Raw genomic sequence first — 14,868 nt, 5'->3', positions numbered from 1 at the left:
AGCGAGGCAGCCCATGATCACCCTTCACCACCTGGAAAATTCCCGCTCCCTGCGCATCGTCTGGCTACTGGAAGAATTGGGGCTGGACTACGAAATTCGCCACTACGCCCGCGACAGCAAAACCATGCTGGCACCGCCGGAACTCAAACAAGTGCATCCCCTGGGCAAATCCCCGGTGATCACCGACGGTGACATCACCGTGCCTGAGTCCGGCGCCATCATCGAATATCTGATACAGCGATACGGCAACGACAGCTGGAAAATCAGCGCCGACGATCCACGCTGGGTGCAGGAGCGATACTGGCTACACTATGCAGAAGGCTCGCTGATGCCCCTGCTGGTGATGAAGCTGATATTCAGCCGCATTCCCAAATCGCCCATGCCCTTTATCGCCCGCCCGGTTGCCAAGGGCATCAGCGGCAAGGTCATCGGCACCTTTATCGACCCGCAACTGGAAACCCAGCTGGCCATTATCGAGGCACACCTGGGCACCCAGAGCTGGTTTACCGGCGACACCCCCAGCGCAGCGGATATCATCATGAGCTTCCCGCTGCAGGCGGCCTCCGCCCGTGCAGACCTGAGCCAATTACCCGCCATACAGCGTTTTCTGCAACAGATGGAGGCTCGCCCCGCCTACCAGCGCGCCGTGGAACGGGCAGGCCCACTGACCCCAATGCGCTAACAGGCACCATGACACCGGAACAACGCATCCTTGCCAGCTGGCATGACAATGCCCTGCCCTGGATTCGTCTGATACAGCAACAGGGCATTGCCAGCCGCCGCACCAGCGATCCGGCCATTGAACGGGCCATCATCGCCCGGCAGACAGACCGGGTTCTGGATGTGGGGTGCGGCGAAGGCTGGCTTTGCCGCCGCCTGGCCGCCCGGGGCATTCACACCACCGGCATTGATGCCGTCCCCTCACTGGTGGACAGCGCCCGCCAGCAACACCCGGACGGGGATTACCGCTGTCTGTCATTCAGCGAACTGGACACCGGCCTCACCGAATCCTTCGGTGTGGTTGTCTGCAACTTCTCCCTGTTCGGCGAACGATCCGTGGAGCAGTTGCTTGCCACCCTGAAGACACGATTGACCCCCAGCGGGGTGCTACTGGTACAAACCCTGCACCCGTTGATGGCCTGTGATGGGGACTACCGGAGTGGCTGGCGGGAAACCCGCTGGCCCGGGTCCGGCAGCGATTTCGGTGCAGCTCCACCCTGGTATTTTCGGACTCTGGAAAACTGGCTCGCCCTGTTTCAGCGCGCGGGCTACCGGGTCAACCTGGAAGAACCCCTGGACCCGCAACAAAAGCTGCCGGTATCGGTGATCTTTCACGCTGTCGCCGACCATCAATAACAGTAAACCAACAACTGATAACAAAGTGTTGCTGGTTGAAACCAGGATCCAGCCCTAGCCTGTTGGCACAACAAAAACAGGGTGGATGAGGCATGATTCTTCTTTATTTCCTGATTGTGTTTGTTTTCTTTCTTGCAATCATGCAGTGGGTTTTTCGCCGGATCGACGCTCGTCACAGTCTCTCTTCAGCGGCTGGCGCCGAGAGCATCCTGTCTACAGAACAACGCGCAAACACACGATAGAATTATCAAAAACTGTTAAAACGGCGAACCAAACACAAAATCTTTATTCTAAGCAGTATCTTTACAGGAGCTGTCAGGGAGTAAACGACATGAAAACTTATCTCGCCGCCGCCATCTTGGGTAGTGCCGTCCTCGTTACCGGCTGCCAGAGCCAGCAACCGGAAGAACCCATTAACCCCACTGCCCAGAAAATCATTTACAGCGGCATGCTGCCCTGCGCTGACTGCTCAGGTATCCGCACCACCCTGACGCTGTATCGGGATCAGTACGACAACCCCTCCCGCTTTGAACTGCGCGAAGAATACCTGAGCGGATCCAAGGTGGAGCTGAGCGCCTCGGAGCGAGGCAGCTGGGAATCCGAAAAGCGCCTGCAAGGCAACATGGAATACGACGTCTACACGATCAATCCTGACGACCCGGATGCCGATCGCCAGTACATCAAGGATGCCGTCAACGCCATTGAACAACTGGACCAGAGCGGTAACCGCATCGAATCCAACATGAACTATCGCTTGCTGCTCAAGTAAGCCTGCGAGGGCGCTTCGGCGCCCTCTGCCATGCCGGGCAAGCGCTACCCGCCTGCCAACCAATATCCTGCCCCACCACACCTGCTTTCTGCCCTTGTAATTACCCTTACCCCCAGTAACCAAAACCCACTGTTCGCTAGTGCGCAGGGCCATTACCGTGAATAGACCGCAAATAGGAATGACTTGCATTAAGAAGCCTATGAACCTATTATTGCGAACCGAATTCGGGCCTTCGCGCTGAGGGCCACAAGTCTGTGTTTCCCGGTTCCTTTCTCAGTCACCGGGATGCCACAACCGCGTGCCAGACTCTACGCACGCTTTTTTGTATTAATGACCGGGCCTTCAACTGATTCGCCCGCAGCAGGAGTGTTTCCATGCCCCCGATTTCCCTGCACCTGCCCGACTGGTTTGTCAGCGGCGGCGCCACCATGTGGGTCCTCGCCTTCATGTCCGTCATTGCCCTGGCCACTCTGATCTCCAAGATTCTGCAATTCGCCCGCGTCCGCCCAGGCAGTGCTCGTCAGGCAGACCGTCTGCTGGACGCCCTGGCCAAGGGTCAGCAGCCCGGCAAACCCGGCAAACTGACCAGCCCCATCGACCAGGTGGTATGGCAATGCTGGCAGAACAGCAAGCTGGAAGAAGCCGCCTGGCAGGAAGAAAGCCTGCGCCTGGCACGCAGCTCACTGGATAACCTGCGCGGGGGCCTGCGTATCCTCGAAGTGATCAGCGCCGTGGCACCCCTGCTCGGCCTTCTGGGCACCGTATTCGGCATGATCGGCGCCTTCCAGGCCCTGGAAACCGCCGGTTCTCAGGTCGACCCCTCTATCCTCTCTGGCGGTATCTGGGAAGCCCTGCTGACCACCGCTGCCGGTCTGACCGTAGCCATTCCCACGCTGGCCGCCTTCCATTGGGCGGATCGCAGTCTTGAACTGTGCCGGGAGAAAATGCAGGACCGTCTGTCCCGTCTCAAGGTACTGCGCAACAATCACGCGGAATCCGAGCCCCTGGAAGAGGACCGCGACCCATCGGTGGCGCATGCATATTGAACCGGAGCGTCACCGCACGCCCTTTATCAGCCTGACACCACTGATTGATGTAGTATTTATTCTGTTGGTGTTCTTTATGCTGGCCACCCGCTTCGGGCAGTTCTACGACCTGCCGGTGAACGTACAGCCCGCAGACAGCATCAACAAACCCGATGACAAGTGGCTGGTGATCGAAGTGGAAGCCGATGGCGACCTGAACCTGAACGGTGTCAGCTTTACCCCTGATGCGGTAGCCGATCGACTCGACACCCAGAAAAGCAAGGTGTGGGTCACCGTCAGCGCCGACGCCACCCTGCAGCAGGCCCTGGCCGCCGTGGACGCCATCAAGGCCGCCGGCGTCAAGGACGTACAACTGGAGCTGTTGCCGTGATGATCATGGAAACCTCTTCCCGTCGCCCGCCGCTGGAACCGGTGCTGCCGCTGATCAATGTGGTGTTTCTGCTGTTGATCTTCTTCATGCTGGCCGGCCAGCTGGCCAAGAGCCCCACCGTGTCTGTGGATACCCCACTGAGCCAGAGCGCCAATGGCCCCGAAGCCCGTGACAAACTGCTGCTGGTGTTGCAGCAGGATGGCCAGTGGTTCGCCGAAGATAACGACACCGCACTCACCAAAGCCACCCTGCAGGAGTACCTGAGTGAACGCCAGGAGGGTGCGCAAGTGCGTCTGCAAGCGGATGCCGGTGTCACCATGACCACCCTTCGCAAACGTCTGGAAACCCTGCAGGGCCTGGGCGTGGAACAGGTGCGCCTGGTGACCCGTAATGACGGGGGAGGCCAATGACATCCCGTACCCTGTTTGCCTGGGTCGCCTCTGCCCTGATTCATGCCAGCGTGCTGGTCACCGTAGGCGCACTGACCCTGGCCGGCGGACGCCCGAGTAAACCCGGCGTCACCGAAATGGTAGTGAACCTGTCTGCGCCGCCAGCGGAAAAGCCTGCTGCGCCGCCCGCTCCGGCGAAACCGGATCCGGCCCCCAAACCCGAGCCGAAACCCAAGCCCAAGGTGAAGCCAAAACCGAAACCGGTGGCGAAACCCAAACCGGAGCCAAAGCCGGAGCCCGAGCCCGAGCCTGTGGTGGCCAAGAGCGACGTCGTAGAGGAACAGGACACCCAGGAAGACACCGAGAGTGAGCAGGCCGCCAGCCAAACGCAGCCCGTAGGCGCCAAGGGCATGGCCGGTGATCCGGGCGAAGGGGTGCATCAATCCGGAGACACGGAAAACGCCCTGAACAAGTACCTGGCCAAGGTTCGCGATACCATCGACTACAACAAGCAGTATCCGCACCGCGCCCGCATGCGTCGCCAGGAGGGCACGGTAAAAGTGTCGTTCTGGATCAACGCCGCCGGGCGGGCGGAAAAAGTGGCCGTGGTAGAAAGCTCCGGCAGTCGTATCCTGGATCGGGCGACCCAGGAGCTTGTCTCCCGTCTGCGCTTTGATGCCCCACCCAAAAATCTGGACAGCATCCCGGTGGAAATCCTCGCCCCAGTGGATTACGACCTCAGCAATAGTTGATCCCTGCTCTGCCAGCCCTTATGTTCAACCTGACCGGTGATTGCCACACGGATCAGGTTGAACCAATGGCAGGCCTCCCTTTCCTGCCCCACTTCTACAGAAAGGATTCCCCCCATGAGCCCTCTGAGCCTCGCGTTACTGCTCAGTCTGGCCGCTGGCCTGAGCATGGCCATCGGCGCCCTTATCGGCGTCAAACAACACATCGCCCGGGGCTGGCTGGAACAGGAAGTCCGCCATACGGTTATCGCCTTCGGCGGCGGCGCCCTGCTGGCGGCGGTGGCCCTGGTGCTGGTGCCGGAAGGCGCCCAGCACCATAACCCCCTATCCGCCACCCTGCTGTTTGTTGGCGGCGGCGTTGCTTTCATGGTGGTGGATCGAGCCCTGGCGGCCCATGGCAGTGCCATGTCCCAACTGCTGGCCATGCTGCTGGACTTTATCCCGGAAGCCATCGCCCTGGGGGCAGCACTGGCAGTGGGTGGCGGCCAGGCTTACCTGCTGGCATTCCTGATCGGCATGCAGAACCTGCCGGAAGGCTTTAACGCCTACCGGGAAATCCGCAACAGCAAGAGCAACACTCTCTCTTCTGGCAAGATCATCCTGGCGTTCGCCGCCCTGGCCTTGCTCGGCCCGGCCAGCGCCGCCCTCGGTTTTCTGGTGCTGGTGGATAGCCCCCTGATTCTGGGCGGCATCATGCTGTTTGCCAGCGGCGGGATTCTCTATCTGGTGTTCCAGGACATCGCCCCACAGGTGCCCCTGAAGAAACACTGGGCGCCCGCCCAGGGCGCAGTGGCCGGCTTTGCGCTGGGGTTGGTGGGGCATCTTCTGGTGCATTGAGGGGTAACGGCGCTGTAGGAGCTATGCTTGCATGGCGAACCGCGCTTGCGCGGAAATCGCCCGCAGGGTGATCAGGACTTTCAGTGATCGACAGGTTCCAGAAAACTGGCTGGCAGACTGTGAACGTTACCGTTCGCCATGCAAGCATAGCTCCTACAGGGGCATTCATCGGTGCGGAGGGTTACTCCCCCCAGCGCTTTACCAGCGTCTGTTCTACCCCCAGATGATCCAGCAACCGGGCGACGATGAAATCCACCAGATCCTGTACCGTCTGCGGCTGGTGATAGAAGCCCGGCGCTGCGGGCATGATGGTCACGCCCAGGCGGGACAGCTTGAGCATGTTCTCAAGATGAAGGGGGGAGAACGGCGCTTCCCGGGGCACTAGAATCAGCTTGCGCCCTTCCTTGATGGCCACGTCCGCCGCCCGCTCGATCAGATTGTCACTGGCGCCACAGGCGATGGCGGACAGGGTGCCAGTGGAGCACGGGCACACCACCATGGCGGCAGGTGCACCACTGCCGGATGCCACCGCAGCGGTCCACTGCTCCAGCCCGCACACTACCAGGGTGCCACGGCCAGTCTGCACCCAGTCGCGCAGGGCCTGTTCGGCCTTACCGGTGCCGGCCGGCAGCTTCAGCTCGGTTTCCATGCCGATCACCACCCGCGCCGCCTTGGAGAGAATCACGAACACTTCGCAATCCGCTTGCAGAAGGCACTGCAGCAGGCGCAGTCCATAGGGCGCCCCTGAGGCGCCGGTAAAAGCCAGGGTTATTCGTTTGCTCATACACCCATTCCTACACCACGGGCCATCAACGCCGCGAGAATTGGCATCAGTACCACCAAGTGGAGTTCGGCTACCAACACACCGCGCAGATTACGTTGCAGCGTGGCATCAATCTCGGGGACATGTCCGGCCTTCACGGTTTTTCGCCAGCCCAACAGGACCTTGGTGGGATACAGACTCAACAGCGCGATCAGAATAAACAGGGTCACCTTGCCATGAAACCAGGGGCTGGACAGATAAAAATCCCAGCCTTTTTCCGTCCAGCCAGCCCGCGCAATACCGCTTACCAGAACCATCAATGCGGACAGGCCATAACCGATATCCAGCCATAGCAGAGTGCGCACATTGCGTTCGGAAATACCGGTCCGCCACAGCAACAGCTCCCCGTAGAGAAAACCAAACAGCATCAGCATGCTGAGGTAATGCACCGATGCCCAGAACACGGACCAGAACATGACAGTCTCCTCGCAAAAACCCGCAGAAATCGCGGTTAATCCGCCAGCGCATCCAGCAGCTTCTGATGAATGCCGCCAAAGCCGCCGTTACTCATCACCACCACGCTCAGTGGTTCGCCTTTGCGTGCCACCACCCGGGCAATGATGTCGTCAATGTCATTGCTCACCGATGCCGGTACCGGCGATTCGCTGACCACCGGCTCTAGCGACCAGTCCAGCCCCGGCGGCTGATACCAGACTACCTCATCCGCCGCCCCGGTGCTGGCCGCCAGCGCCTCCTTATGGCTACCCATACGCATGGTGTTGGAACGGGGTTCGATCACCGCGAGAATTTTCCCATCGCCCACCTTGCGACGCAGGCCATCCAGGGTGGTGGCAATGGCCGTGGGGTGATGGGCAAAGTCGTCGTACACGCGCACACCATCCACTTCCCCACGCAATTCCATACGCCGTTTCACGCCCAGAAACTCGCACAGGGCAGCGGCACCATCCGCCAGAGTGACACCCACATGGCGGGCCGCCAGCAACGCGGCCATGCCATTGTTGACACTATGCTGACCGGTCTGGTCCCAGCGTACCTGGGCCACCGGTTCGCCATTTTCCAGAACGGTAAAGGCAGACCCATCCGCGTTATCCAGCCGATAGCCCAGCTGCTCGTTTTCGCCGAAGCGTTCAATTTCGCTCCAGCAGCCTTTTTCCAGTGTCTCTTCCAGGGCGGTTTCACCGTGGGGGAGAATCAGCCGCCCGGTGGCGGGCACAGTACGAATCAGGTGATGGAACTGGGTCTGGATGGCAGCCAGGTCGGCAAAGATGTCCGCGTGGTCGAATTCCAGGTTATTGAGAATGACGGTGCGCGGGCGGTAGTGAACAAACTTGCTTCGCTTGTCGAAGAAGGCGGTGTCGTATTCGTCCGCTTCCACCACAAAAAACGGCGTCTCACCGAGTCGAGCAGACACACCAAAATTGCCCGGCACACCGCCAATCAGATAACCGGGGCTGAGCCCGGCGTGTTCCAGAATCCACGCCAGCATGGAGCTGGTGGTGGTCTTGCCGTGGGTGCCGGCCACCGCCAGCACCCAACGCCCAGGCAGAATCACATCCTCCAGCAACTGGGCACCAGAGGTATAGGGCAGGCCCCGATCCAGCACGGCTTCCACGGCTGGATTTCCCCGGCTCAGGGCATTGCCAACCACCACCAGATCCGGCGCTGGTTCCAGTTGCCCCGGATCATAGCCCTGGGTCAGTTCGATGCCCGCCGCTTGCAGTTGGTCGCTCATGGGCGGATAGACGTTCTGGTCACTACCGGTAACACGATGGCCCTGAGCCTTGGCCAGTTGTGCCAATGACCCCATGAAGGTGCCGCAGATGCCGAGGATATGGATATGCATGGGAATAAACCGATCAAAAGAATCCCTGCACCTTAACGGCAAGGGCCCGTCAGGTGAAGAGATCAGTGATCCCCTCCCACCAGAATCCGTACCTGTCGGGAGCGGCGCAGCACCGCCGAGGGACTCATGCCGAGCATACTCTTGAATACATGGGTCAGATGGGAGGAGTCGGAAAACCCTGCGGCCAGCGCCGCATCGGTCAGCGTGCTGCCCATGGCCATCATTGATGAGGTGACAAACAGCCGGTGCCAGAGACGATAGCGGCGGATCGGGATACCGGTGGTTTGCTTGAACAGCCGCTGCAAACGATCCCCGGACAGCCCCACCTGTTCCGCCAGCGCCTCATTGGACAGATTGTCCGCCGGGTCAGCACGGATCAATTCAACCACTCGCGCAATCCTGGCATCCGGTTCAAAACCGGCCACCGGCTCGCTATCACCGGGGAAGACCAGGCCCCGCAACCGGGCATAGGCCTCGGCGGCCTCTGTGGCACCATCATGGAGGGTCCGCAACATTTCCAGTTGATCGGCTTCCCGACCGGAATCCCGATAGACGCCACATCCCTCTGCGGTCATCGTCGGCGCATGAAACAACAAGTCCTTGCCCAACGGGTCCAGAAAACAGCAGGCGATACGCTTACCCAGCGACTCCGCCGAGAACAGTGCTCCGGCCGGAATCAGGTAGGAACGCGCAGAAAACGTCTGCCCCTCTACCGTCAGTGGAATCACATCATCCAGCCCGAACAGCAGGGTATGCGCTCCCTGAGAGTGTGATGACAGGCGTTCAATCCGCCCCAGATAAAGCGTTCGCTGCCGCCACAGATACAGCGTAGACGCAGGCAAACCGGTTTTCGCTGACAAGGTCATTGTTGTTTTTTTCCGAGTCGTCAAGCACGCGGCAGAATCGCGAGCGGGATCACAGTTTTTCTGTTTATGACAAAACGAGGCACCAATTCCTACAAGTTACTACCACCCAACCTGCTTATAGTCCAATCGTCGACAAAAAACACAGCCCTGGCGCCGGCTGTTCATGAAGGCCGGGAGAGGCCTAAAAATAACAAGACAGGAGAAAACCCATGTCGATCCGACTCCCTGGGCTGCTGGCAGCCCTGACTCTGCTCGTTACCACCACTCAGGCTCACGCCTGGTGGCCATTTGGCAAGGACACCAGCTACGCCGACACCCGTTACCCCATCGTGCTGGTCGGCGGCATTATCGCCTTCGATGATATCGCCGGCGTGGACTACTTCTACGGCATTGCCGACAACCTGCGTGACTATGGCGCCCAGGTGTACGAAAGCAATGTCAGCGCGCTGCAAAGCAACGAATACCGCGGCGAGGAACTGATCGTCCAGATAGAGAACTACCTGGCAGTCACCGGCGCCGACAAGGTGAACCTGATTGCCCACTCCCAGGGCGCGCCCACCTCTCGCTACGTGGCGGCGGTACGGCCGGATCTGGTGGCATCAGTCACCTCTGTGCACGGTGAAAACCGTGGCACCGCCCTGGCCGATGTGATTCGCGGCCTTGCACCAGAAGGCGGCATTGGTGAAGGCCTGGCCGACAGCATCGCCGGCGCTTTCGGCGCGCTGTGGGAATTCGCCTCCGGCGGCCCCAACCCGGATAACCAGTCCGCCAGTACCGTGCTGGCCGCCTCCACCACCGCAGGCATGACCAAATTCAACCAGCGTTACCCGCAAGCGCTGCCCGCCGATGCCTGTGGCACCAGCGGCCAGCATAGTGTCAACGGCGTACGCTACTGGTCCTGGGGCGGCACCGGTGTGCACACCAACCTGCTCGACCCGTTCGATAGCATTATGGTCACCGTCACCCGGTTCGCCTTCCCATCAGGCGTCAAACATGACGGTATCCTGCCCCTGTGCGGTATGTACCTGGGCAAACCCATCCGCCATGACTACCGCCACAACCATGCGGATGCCATTCGTCACCTGTTTGGTCTGATGGGTTGGGAAACCGACCCCAAGACGCTCTACCGCAACCACGCCAACCGGCTCCGAAACGCGGGCCTGTAAAACCGACCCGCAGGGCCTGGTGCCCTGCGGGCCAACAGGAACAGGAGAGCCGTTATGAAACGCCATCTCGCCCTGCTGACCACTGTCGGGTTTTTGGCCGCTGCTGGCTTGTGGGGACTGCGACAGATGCCTGCCTCCGCGCATGGGGAAACCCGCCCGGCGGCTGCCCCCCTCCCGCAGACTGCCCGCGCTGACAGCCCCACTACCTCCCAGCCTTCGCACCCGGTTGCCCAGGCTCTGGCCAACACCTCTCTGGCCGGCACCAAAGTCCCTGCCGATCTGCTCATGGACGGCGAGGGGCAACTGATCATGAACAGCGGCACCCGTGCCATTATCGAATACTTCCTGTCACTGAGCGGGGAGCTGCCGGATACGCAGATCCGCCATCTGATCCGGCAATGGGCGGAAGAGAATGCCTCCCCCCGTGCGGCCAGTGACCTGCTCGCATTACTGGATCGCTACAACGATTACCGCCAGCGATTTGCCAGCGGCGACTTTGCCGCCAGCAGCGCAAGCGACATCACCGACAAGCTGAACCAGCGCCGACAATTGCGTGAAGCGATATTCGGCGCCGATGCCGCAGCCCTGTTCGCTGACGAGGATCGCTATGACAATTTCAGCCTGCAGCGGCATGCCATCCTCACCGGTGATATGAGCGATGCGGAAAAGGAGCGGGCCATGCAGACTCTGCATGCATCACTGCCGGCACATCTGGCAGATCAGTACCGGCAACAACAGGCCCTTCAGCATCTGCAAGAAACAGAGCAAGCCATCGAGGACACAGGAAAGAACCAAACAGACCGGTTTGCCTACCATCAGCAAACGTTCGGCGATGAAGCCGCGCTGCGCTTGCAGTCTCTGGCCAGGAAGCGGCAGCAATGGCAACAGCGCTATCAGGACTATGCGACACAGCGGGATCACATTCTGGCATCCGGCTTGGCTGACAGCGATAAACAGCAACAGCTGGAGCAATTGCGGGCCAGATTGTTTGCGGAAAGCGAACAACAGCGGGTGGCAGCCCTGGACCGGCTTGAGGAGCCGGCCGGCGAATAACTGGGCCTGGAGACAAGGGCAATGGCGATGTGGGCCGTGCTGAAAGTCACGACAAACAGACTGGCCTCAGAGCATTGATGCGCTGAAGGCGGATCAGCGAGTCACCGTCACCACTTCCGGCACCAGCATCACTACCGCCGCATAGCCGGCCACCAGCAGGGTCAGGGCAATACCCAGGCCCAGGAACGGCCCCACATTCATGGCCCGGTGGTAAACGAAGCTCTGCGCAGCCAGTTGCCAACTTACCAGCACCAGATACAGCCCCTCGATCCAGCCCAGGGACTGCTCCGCACCCGCATTGATCGCCAGCAGTGGCAGGGTCACCAGGGTCAGCACCACATCGATGCCCACCAGCGACAGGGCTGTCTGCAACCAACGGCTCTGCAGCCCCTTGAACCCCAACAGCACAAAGATGCCGGCCAGAATCACCGTCATCGAGGTGAGCTGGCTGCTCAGCAACACCAGTACCGGCAGCGCCGTCTGCAAGCTGCCAACCAGCAGTTGCAGGGCACACCAGCCCAGCAACACCAGGCCCAGCAGGCTGGGCGAGTAGGGGGCGTTTTCGGGGCCGGCACGAAATATCGCCAGCCGCCAGAACAAAGTCATCAATGCAGTCATGGATCCTCCGGCGGGCTATTGTTCCAGAGCCGGGGCGAAATAGTAAGCAGCAACAAGCTACAAGCCTCAAGCTGCAACGCGAAAACCAGTGTAGCCATACGACGCACTCCTTCCCCGCTAGCATCACACTTAGCATCGCATCGCGGGCAGGGCATTGTCGGTGCCACCGAATCCACCCCGCGCCTTGTCACTTGCAGCTTGAAGCTTGTCGCTGCCTTTTCCCTGTCATCGTCCGACAACACCGGGTGTGTTTCATGGGCTCCTTCGCTAGAATGCACGCAAATTGAATCAAGGGGTCTCTCATGGCGCGTAAAAACGCTTTCTATGCTCAGTCCGGCGGTGTTACCGCTGTCATCAATGCTTCCGCCGCCGGCGTGATCGAAGCCGCCCGCGAAAACAAGGATGTCATCGGCAAGGTCTACGCCGGCCGTAATGGCATTATCGGCGCCCTCACCGAGGAGCTGATCGACACCAGCAAAGAAAGCAAAAGCGCCATCGACGCGCTCAAGCACACCCCTGGCGGCGCCTTCGGCTCCTGCCGCTACAAGCTGAAAGACCTGAAGACCTCGCAGCGCGAGTACGAGCGCCTGATCGAAGTGTTCAAGGCCCACAACATCGGCTACTTCTTCTACAACGGTGGTGGCGACTCCGCTGACACCTGCCTCAAGGTGTCCCAACTGTCCGAAAAGATGGGCTACCCGATCCAGGCGATCCACGTCCCCAAGACCGTGGACAACGATCTGCCCTTCACTGATGTCAGCCCGGGCTTCGGCTCCGTGGCCAAATACACTGCGGTAAGCTGCCGTGAGGCGGCTCTCGACGTGGCCAGCATGTGCGCCACCTCCACCAAGGTGTTCGTCATGGAAGTGATGGGCCGCCACGCCGGCTGGATCGCCGCCGCTGCCGGCCTGGCAAAGGAAGACAATGACGACGCCCCGCACCTGATCCTGTTCCCGGAAATTGCCTTCGACAAGGCCGCCTTCATGAAGAAGGTGCAGGCCACCGTGGAGAAGGTCGGCTACTGCGTGATCGTGGTTTCCGAAGGCGCCCGCTATGAAGACGGCACCTTCCTGGCTGACGCCGGCAACACCGACGCCTTCGGCCACAAGCAGCTCGGTGGCGTAGCCCCGGTGATCGCGCAGATGGTCAAAGACGAATTCGGCTACAAATACCACTGGGCTGTGAGCGACTACCTGCAACGGGCTGCCCGTCACATTGCCTCCGCCACCGATGTGGAACAGGCCTACGCCGTAGGCCGCGCCGCCGTGGAATTTGCCGTAGCCGGCAAAAACGCGGTGATGCCCACCATCGAGCGCAAGAAAACCAAGAAATACAGCTGGACCATTGGTGAAGCGCCACTGAAAAAAGTGGCCAACGTGGAAAAGAAAATGCCGCGCAAGTTCATCACCAAGGATGGCTTCGGCATCACCCCCAGCGCCCGTGAGTATCTGGCCCCGCTGATCGGCGGCGAGTCCTACCCGCCGTACAAGGATGGTCTGCCGCAATTCGCCAAGCTGAAACTGGCCCCGGTGGCCAAGAAGCTGAACGACGCGTTCGAGGTGTAAGCGCACCCCGATACGACAAACGCCCCGCATCGCGGGGCGTTTTTGTTTTAGCCTTCCAACCCCACTATGGAGCCCCCCTGTAGCTCGGAAAGGGATCGGGGAGCCTGCACTAGCCCTCCATCGCCGCCATGTCCATCCACATCATTTCCCACACATGCCCATCCGGATCCGCCAGGTTACGGTTATACATGAACCCCAGATCCTGAACCGGGTTGATATCTGCCGTGCCGCCATTGTCCGCAGCAGCCCTGTTCACGGCATCCACCGCATCACGACTGTCAAAGGACAGTGCCAACATCACTTCACTGGCAGAGGAAGGCGGAATCGGTCGATCTGTGAAGGTCCGCCACTTGCCGTGGGTCAGCAGCATTACATGGATGGCTTCACTCCACACCATGCAGGCGGCCGTCTCGTCGGTGAATTGCGGGTTGTTCTCGAAACCCAGGGCACTGTAAAACGCCATGGACGCTTGCAGGTCAGTTACGGGCAGGTTTACAAAGATCATTCTGGTCATGATGCTGTCTCCTAAGGGCGGGTTCACAACAACCTTGCGAGCTGTCATCACCTTATCGAACTGCCCTCGGCGCTTTCGACACAGCCATCACATTTTTTAGCAAGACGCTTCGCGCCTATAACGAATAAACCGCCTTCTCCGGACCCCACAAGCGGTCAATCTGCCGGCCAAATACCGCCAGTTCGCCACTGGTGTAAAACGTTTCATCCCCACTTTTACCGGCCTCTGCCAGCAACCCCTCGCACGTTAACCGCCGCACCACTTCACGAGCCACCGCCGACTCGGTACTGACAATCTGCACCCCGGGCCCAGCCACCTGGGCAATCCGCTCGGCCAGATAGTTATAGTGGGTGCAGCCCAGCACAATGGTGTCCGCGCCCTTATCCAGCAACGGGGCAATATAGCGGTTCAACAACACTGCGGTCTCCTCGTCATCAAAGCGCAACGCCTCAATCTGGCCAACCAGATCCGGACAGGGCTGTACCGCAATACTCACCGTACTGGAAAACCGCGCCGCCAGGGCGCTGAAGGAATGGGTCTGCAGGGTTCTGGGCGTGGCCAGCACTCCCACCACCCCGCTACGAGTCGCCAGCACGGCCGGCTTCACACCCGGCTCCACACCGATAATCGGCACCGACCAGGTGGCCCGTAGCTGCGCAATGGCAGAGGTGGTCGCGGTATTGCAAGCCACCACCACGGCTTTGGCCCCCTGCCCAAGCAGGAAGTCCGTCACCGTGTTCATTCGCTCCAGAATAAAGCCATCGGATTTGTCGCCATAGGGCGCATGACGGGAATCGGCCACATAGAGGATATCGTCGGCAGGCAGTAGCTCACGGACCTTCGCGGCCACGGAAAGGCCACCGATGCCGGAGTCGAAGATACCAATGGGACGGGAATGGGACATGGCAGAATCTGGGGGTCGGATTGATCTTGGCTGGATAGT

The 14,868-nt window shown here is 60.2% G+C and carries 18 protein-coding genes; 11 read left to right on the top strand and 7 right to left on the bottom strand.

Annotation, left to right across the window (positions count from 1 at the left end):
- Positions 1–13: 13 nt before the first annotated feature.
- The 8 genes from ACMG4N_RS06735 to ACMG4N_RS06700 all read left to right on the top strand — a co-directional run bounded on the left by ACMG4N_RS06735 (position 14) and on the right by ACMG4N_RS06700 (position 5,516).
- On the top strand, positions 14–682 hold the full coding sequence (locus ACMG4N_RS06735) for a glutathione S-transferase family protein (protein ID WP_297770385.1): 669 nt from the start codon (positions 14–16) through the stop codon (positions 680–682).
- Positions 683–690: 8 nt separating this feature from the next.
- On the top strand, positions 691–1,356 hold the full coding sequence (locus tag ACMG4N_RS06730) for a class I SAM-dependent methyltransferase (RefSeq protein ID WP_297770383.1): 666 nt from the start codon (positions 691–693) through the stop codon (positions 1,354–1,356).
- Positions 1,357–1,687: 331 nt separating this feature from the next.
- Positions 1,688–2,125 (top strand): copper resistance protein NlpE, encoded by a 438-nt coding sequence (locus tag ACMG4N_RS06725; RefSeq protein WP_297770380.1) that lies wholly within the window; start codon positions 1,688–1,690, stop codon positions 2,123–2,125.
- A 374-nt stretch (positions 2,126–2,499) separates the two neighbouring features.
- Positions 2,500–3,171, top strand: coding sequence for a MotA/TolQ/ExbB proton channel family protein (locus ACMG4N_RS06720; protein WP_272974393.1), 672 nt, complete (start codon positions 2,500–2,502; stop codon positions 3,169–3,171).
- A complete protein-coding gene (locus tag ACMG4N_RS06715; RefSeq protein ID WP_035250138.1) occupies positions 3,161–3,541 on the top strand; it encodes an ExbD/TolR family protein in 381 nt (126 codons plus the stop codon). The genes ACMG4N_RS06720 and ACMG4N_RS06715 overlap by 11 nt, the downstream gene beginning before the upstream one ends.
- Entirely contained in the window at positions 3,541–3,951 is a 411-nt protein-coding gene (locus ACMG4N_RS06710; RefSeq protein ID WP_297770839.1) for an ExbD/TolR family protein, read from the top strand. Before ACMG4N_RS06715 ends, ACMG4N_RS06710 begins: the two co-directional genes overlap by 1 nt.
- On the top strand, positions 3,948–4,682 hold the full coding sequence (locus ACMG4N_RS06705; protein ID WP_297770375.1) for an energy transducer TonB: 735 nt from the start codon (positions 3,948–3,950) through the stop codon (positions 4,680–4,682). Before ACMG4N_RS06710 ends, ACMG4N_RS06705 begins: the two co-directional genes overlap by 4 nt.
- 114 nt (positions 4,683–4,796) lie before the next feature.
- Positions 4,797–5,516, top strand: a complete 720-nt coding sequence (locus tag ACMG4N_RS06700) for a ZIP family metal transporter (RefSeq protein WP_297770372.1) — start codon at positions 4,797–4,799, stop codon at positions 5,514–5,516.
- Between the two features lie 181 nt (positions 5,517–5,697).
- Here the strand turns inward: ACMG4N_RS06700 and ACMG4N_RS06695 are convergent, their stop codons facing one another.
- The 4 genes from ACMG4N_RS06695 to ACMG4N_RS06680 all read right to left on the bottom strand — a co-directional run bounded on the left by ACMG4N_RS06695 (position 5,698) and on the right by ACMG4N_RS06680 (position 9,009).
- Positions 5,698–6,300 carry a flavin prenyltransferase UbiX gene (locus ACMG4N_RS06695; protein WP_297770369.1) on the bottom strand — a complete coding sequence of 201 codons (603 nt, stop codon included), beginning with the start codon at positions 6,298–6,300 and terminating at the stop codon, positions 5,698–5,700.
- The gene (locus ACMG4N_RS06690) at positions 6,297–6,755 is read right to left on the bottom strand and encodes a DUF2214 family protein (protein ID WP_297770366.1); all 459 of its coding nucleotides are present in this window, start codon (positions 6,753–6,755) and stop codon (positions 6,297–6,299) included. The genes ACMG4N_RS06695 and ACMG4N_RS06690 overlap by 4 nt, the downstream gene beginning before the upstream one ends.
- Positions 6,756–6,790: 35 nt before the next feature.
- A complete protein-coding gene (gene mpl, locus ACMG4N_RS06685) occupies positions 6,791–8,143 on the bottom strand; it encodes a UDP-N-acetylmuramate:L-alanyl-gamma-D-glutamyl-meso-diaminopimelate ligase (RefSeq protein WP_414433126.1) in 1,353 nt (450 codons plus the stop codon).
- Positions 8,144–8,205: 62 nt separating this feature from the next.
- Positions 8,206–9,009, bottom strand: a complete 804-nt coding sequence (locus ACMG4N_RS06680) for a helix-turn-helix domain-containing protein (protein WP_297770360.1) — start codon at positions 9,007–9,009, stop codon at positions 8,206–8,208.
- Between the two features lie 209 nt (positions 9,010–9,218).
- On the opposite strand from ACMG4N_RS06680, the gene ACMG4N_RS06675 reads away from it, so the two are divergent.
- Positions 9,219–10,175 carry an esterase/lipase family protein gene (locus ACMG4N_RS06675; RefSeq protein WP_414433125.1) on the top strand — a complete coding sequence of 319 codons (957 nt, stop codon included), beginning with the start codon at positions 9,219–9,221 and terminating at the stop codon, positions 10,173–10,175.
- Positions 10,176–10,229: 54 nt separating this feature from the next.
- Positions 10,230–11,228, top strand: a complete 999-nt coding sequence (locus tag ACMG4N_RS06670) for a lipase secretion chaperone (protein ID WP_297770355.1) — start codon at positions 10,230–10,232, stop codon at positions 11,226–11,228.
- A 93-nt stretch (positions 11,229–11,321) separates the two neighbouring features.
- Here the strand turns inward: ACMG4N_RS06670 and ACMG4N_RS06665 are convergent, their stop codons facing one another.
- Positions 11,322–11,846, bottom strand: a complete 525-nt coding sequence (locus tag ACMG4N_RS06665) for a hypothetical protein (protein ID WP_272962911.1) — start codon at positions 11,844–11,846, stop codon at positions 11,322–11,324.
- A 302-nt stretch (positions 11,847–12,148) separates the two neighbouring features.
- Between ACMG4N_RS06665 and ACMG4N_RS06660 the strand changes: the two genes are divergently transcribed.
- A complete protein-coding gene (locus tag ACMG4N_RS06660) occupies positions 12,149–13,411 on the top strand; it encodes a 6-phosphofructokinase (RefSeq protein ID WP_297770352.1) in 1,263 nt (420 codons plus the stop codon).
- Between the two features lie 109 nt (positions 13,412–13,520).
- Here ACMG4N_RS06660 and ACMG4N_RS06655 read toward each other — a convergent pair whose 3' ends face one another.
- Positions 13,521–13,925 (bottom strand): VOC family protein, encoded by a 405-nt coding sequence (locus tag ACMG4N_RS06655; protein WP_297770351.1) that lies wholly within the window; start codon positions 13,923–13,925, stop codon positions 13,521–13,523.
- A gap of 115 nt (positions 13,926–14,040) precedes the next feature.
- Positions 14,041–14,829, bottom strand: coding sequence for a glutamate racemase (gene murI / locus ACMG4N_RS06650; RefSeq protein WP_297770348.1), 789 nt, complete (start codon positions 14,827–14,829; stop codon positions 14,041–14,043).
- Between the last annotated feature and the right edge of the window lie 39 nt (positions 14,830–14,868).

The organism is Alcanivorax sp. IL2, from assembly GCF_047495475.1.
Lineage (GTDB): Bacteria > Pseudomonadota > Gammaproteobacteria > Pseudomonadales > Alcanivoracaceae > Alcanivorax.
The sequence above is the reverse complement of the archived record's forward strand: the minus strand, read 5'-3'. Positions and strand labels throughout refer to the sequence as shown.

Coding starts and splice junctions, on each gene's coding strand:
- ACMG4N_RS06735 (WP_297770385.1), top strand. CDS start 14: ATGATCACCCTTCACCACCTGGAAAATTCCCGCTCCCTGCGCATCGTC.
- ACMG4N_RS06730 (WP_297770383.1), top strand. CDS start 691: ATGACACCGGAACAACGCATCCTTGCCAGCTGGCATGACAATGCCCTG.
- ACMG4N_RS06725 (WP_297770380.1), top strand. CDS start 1,688: ATGAAAACTTATCTCGCCGCCGCCATCTTGGGTAGTGCCGTCCTCGTT.
- ACMG4N_RS06720 (WP_272974393.1), top strand. CDS start 2,500: ATGCCCCCGATTTCCCTGCACCTGCCCGACTGGTTTGTCAGCGGCGGC.
- ACMG4N_RS06715 (WP_035250138.1), top strand. CDS start 3,161: ATGCATATTGAACCGGAGCGTCACCGCACGCCCTTTATCAGCCTGACA.
- ACMG4N_RS06710 (WP_297770839.1), top strand. CDS start 3,541: ATGATCATGGAAACCTCTTCCCGTCGCCCGCCGCTGGAACCGGTGCTG.
- ACMG4N_RS06705 (WP_297770375.1), top strand. CDS start 3,948: ATGACATCCCGTACCCTGTTTGCCTGGGTCGCCTCTGCCCTGATTCAT.
- ACMG4N_RS06700 (WP_297770372.1), top strand. CDS start 4,797: ATGAGCCCTCTGAGCCTCGCGTTACTGCTCAGTCTGGCCGCTGGCCTG.
- ACMG4N_RS06695 (WP_297770369.1), bottom strand. CDS start 6,300: ATGAGCAAACGAATAACCCTGGCTTTTACCGGCGCCTCAGGGGCGCCC.
- ACMG4N_RS06690 (WP_297770366.1), bottom strand. CDS start 6,755: ATGTTCTGGTCCGTGTTCTGGGCATCGGTGCATTACCTCAGCATGCTG.
- mpl (WP_414433126.1), bottom strand. CDS start 8,143: ATGCATATCCATATCCTCGGCATCTGCGGCACCTTCATGGGGTCATTG.
- ACMG4N_RS06680 (WP_297770360.1), bottom strand. CDS start 9,009: ATGACCTTGTCAGCGAAAACCGGTTTGCCTGCGTCTACGCTGTATCTG.
- ACMG4N_RS06675 (WP_414433125.1), top strand. CDS start 9,219: ATGTCGATCCGACTCCCTGGGCTGCTGGCAGCCCTGACTCTGCTCGTT.
- ACMG4N_RS06670 (WP_297770355.1), top strand. CDS start 10,230: ATGAAACGCCATCTCGCCCTGCTGACCACTGTCGGGTTTTTGGCCGCT.
- ACMG4N_RS06665 (WP_272962911.1), bottom strand. CDS start 11,846: ATGACTGCATTGATGACTTTGTTCTGGCGGCTGGCGATATTTCGTGCC.
- ACMG4N_RS06660 (WP_297770352.1), top strand. CDS start 12,149: ATGGCGCGTAAAAACGCTTTCTATGCTCAGTCCGGCGGTGTTACCGCT.
- ACMG4N_RS06655 (WP_297770351.1), bottom strand. CDS start 13,925: ATGACCAGAATGATCTTTGTAAACCTGCCCGTAACTGACCTGCAAGCG.
- murI (WP_297770348.1), bottom strand. CDS start 14,829: ATGTCCCATTCCCGTCCCATTGGTATCTTCGACTCCGGCATCGGTGGC.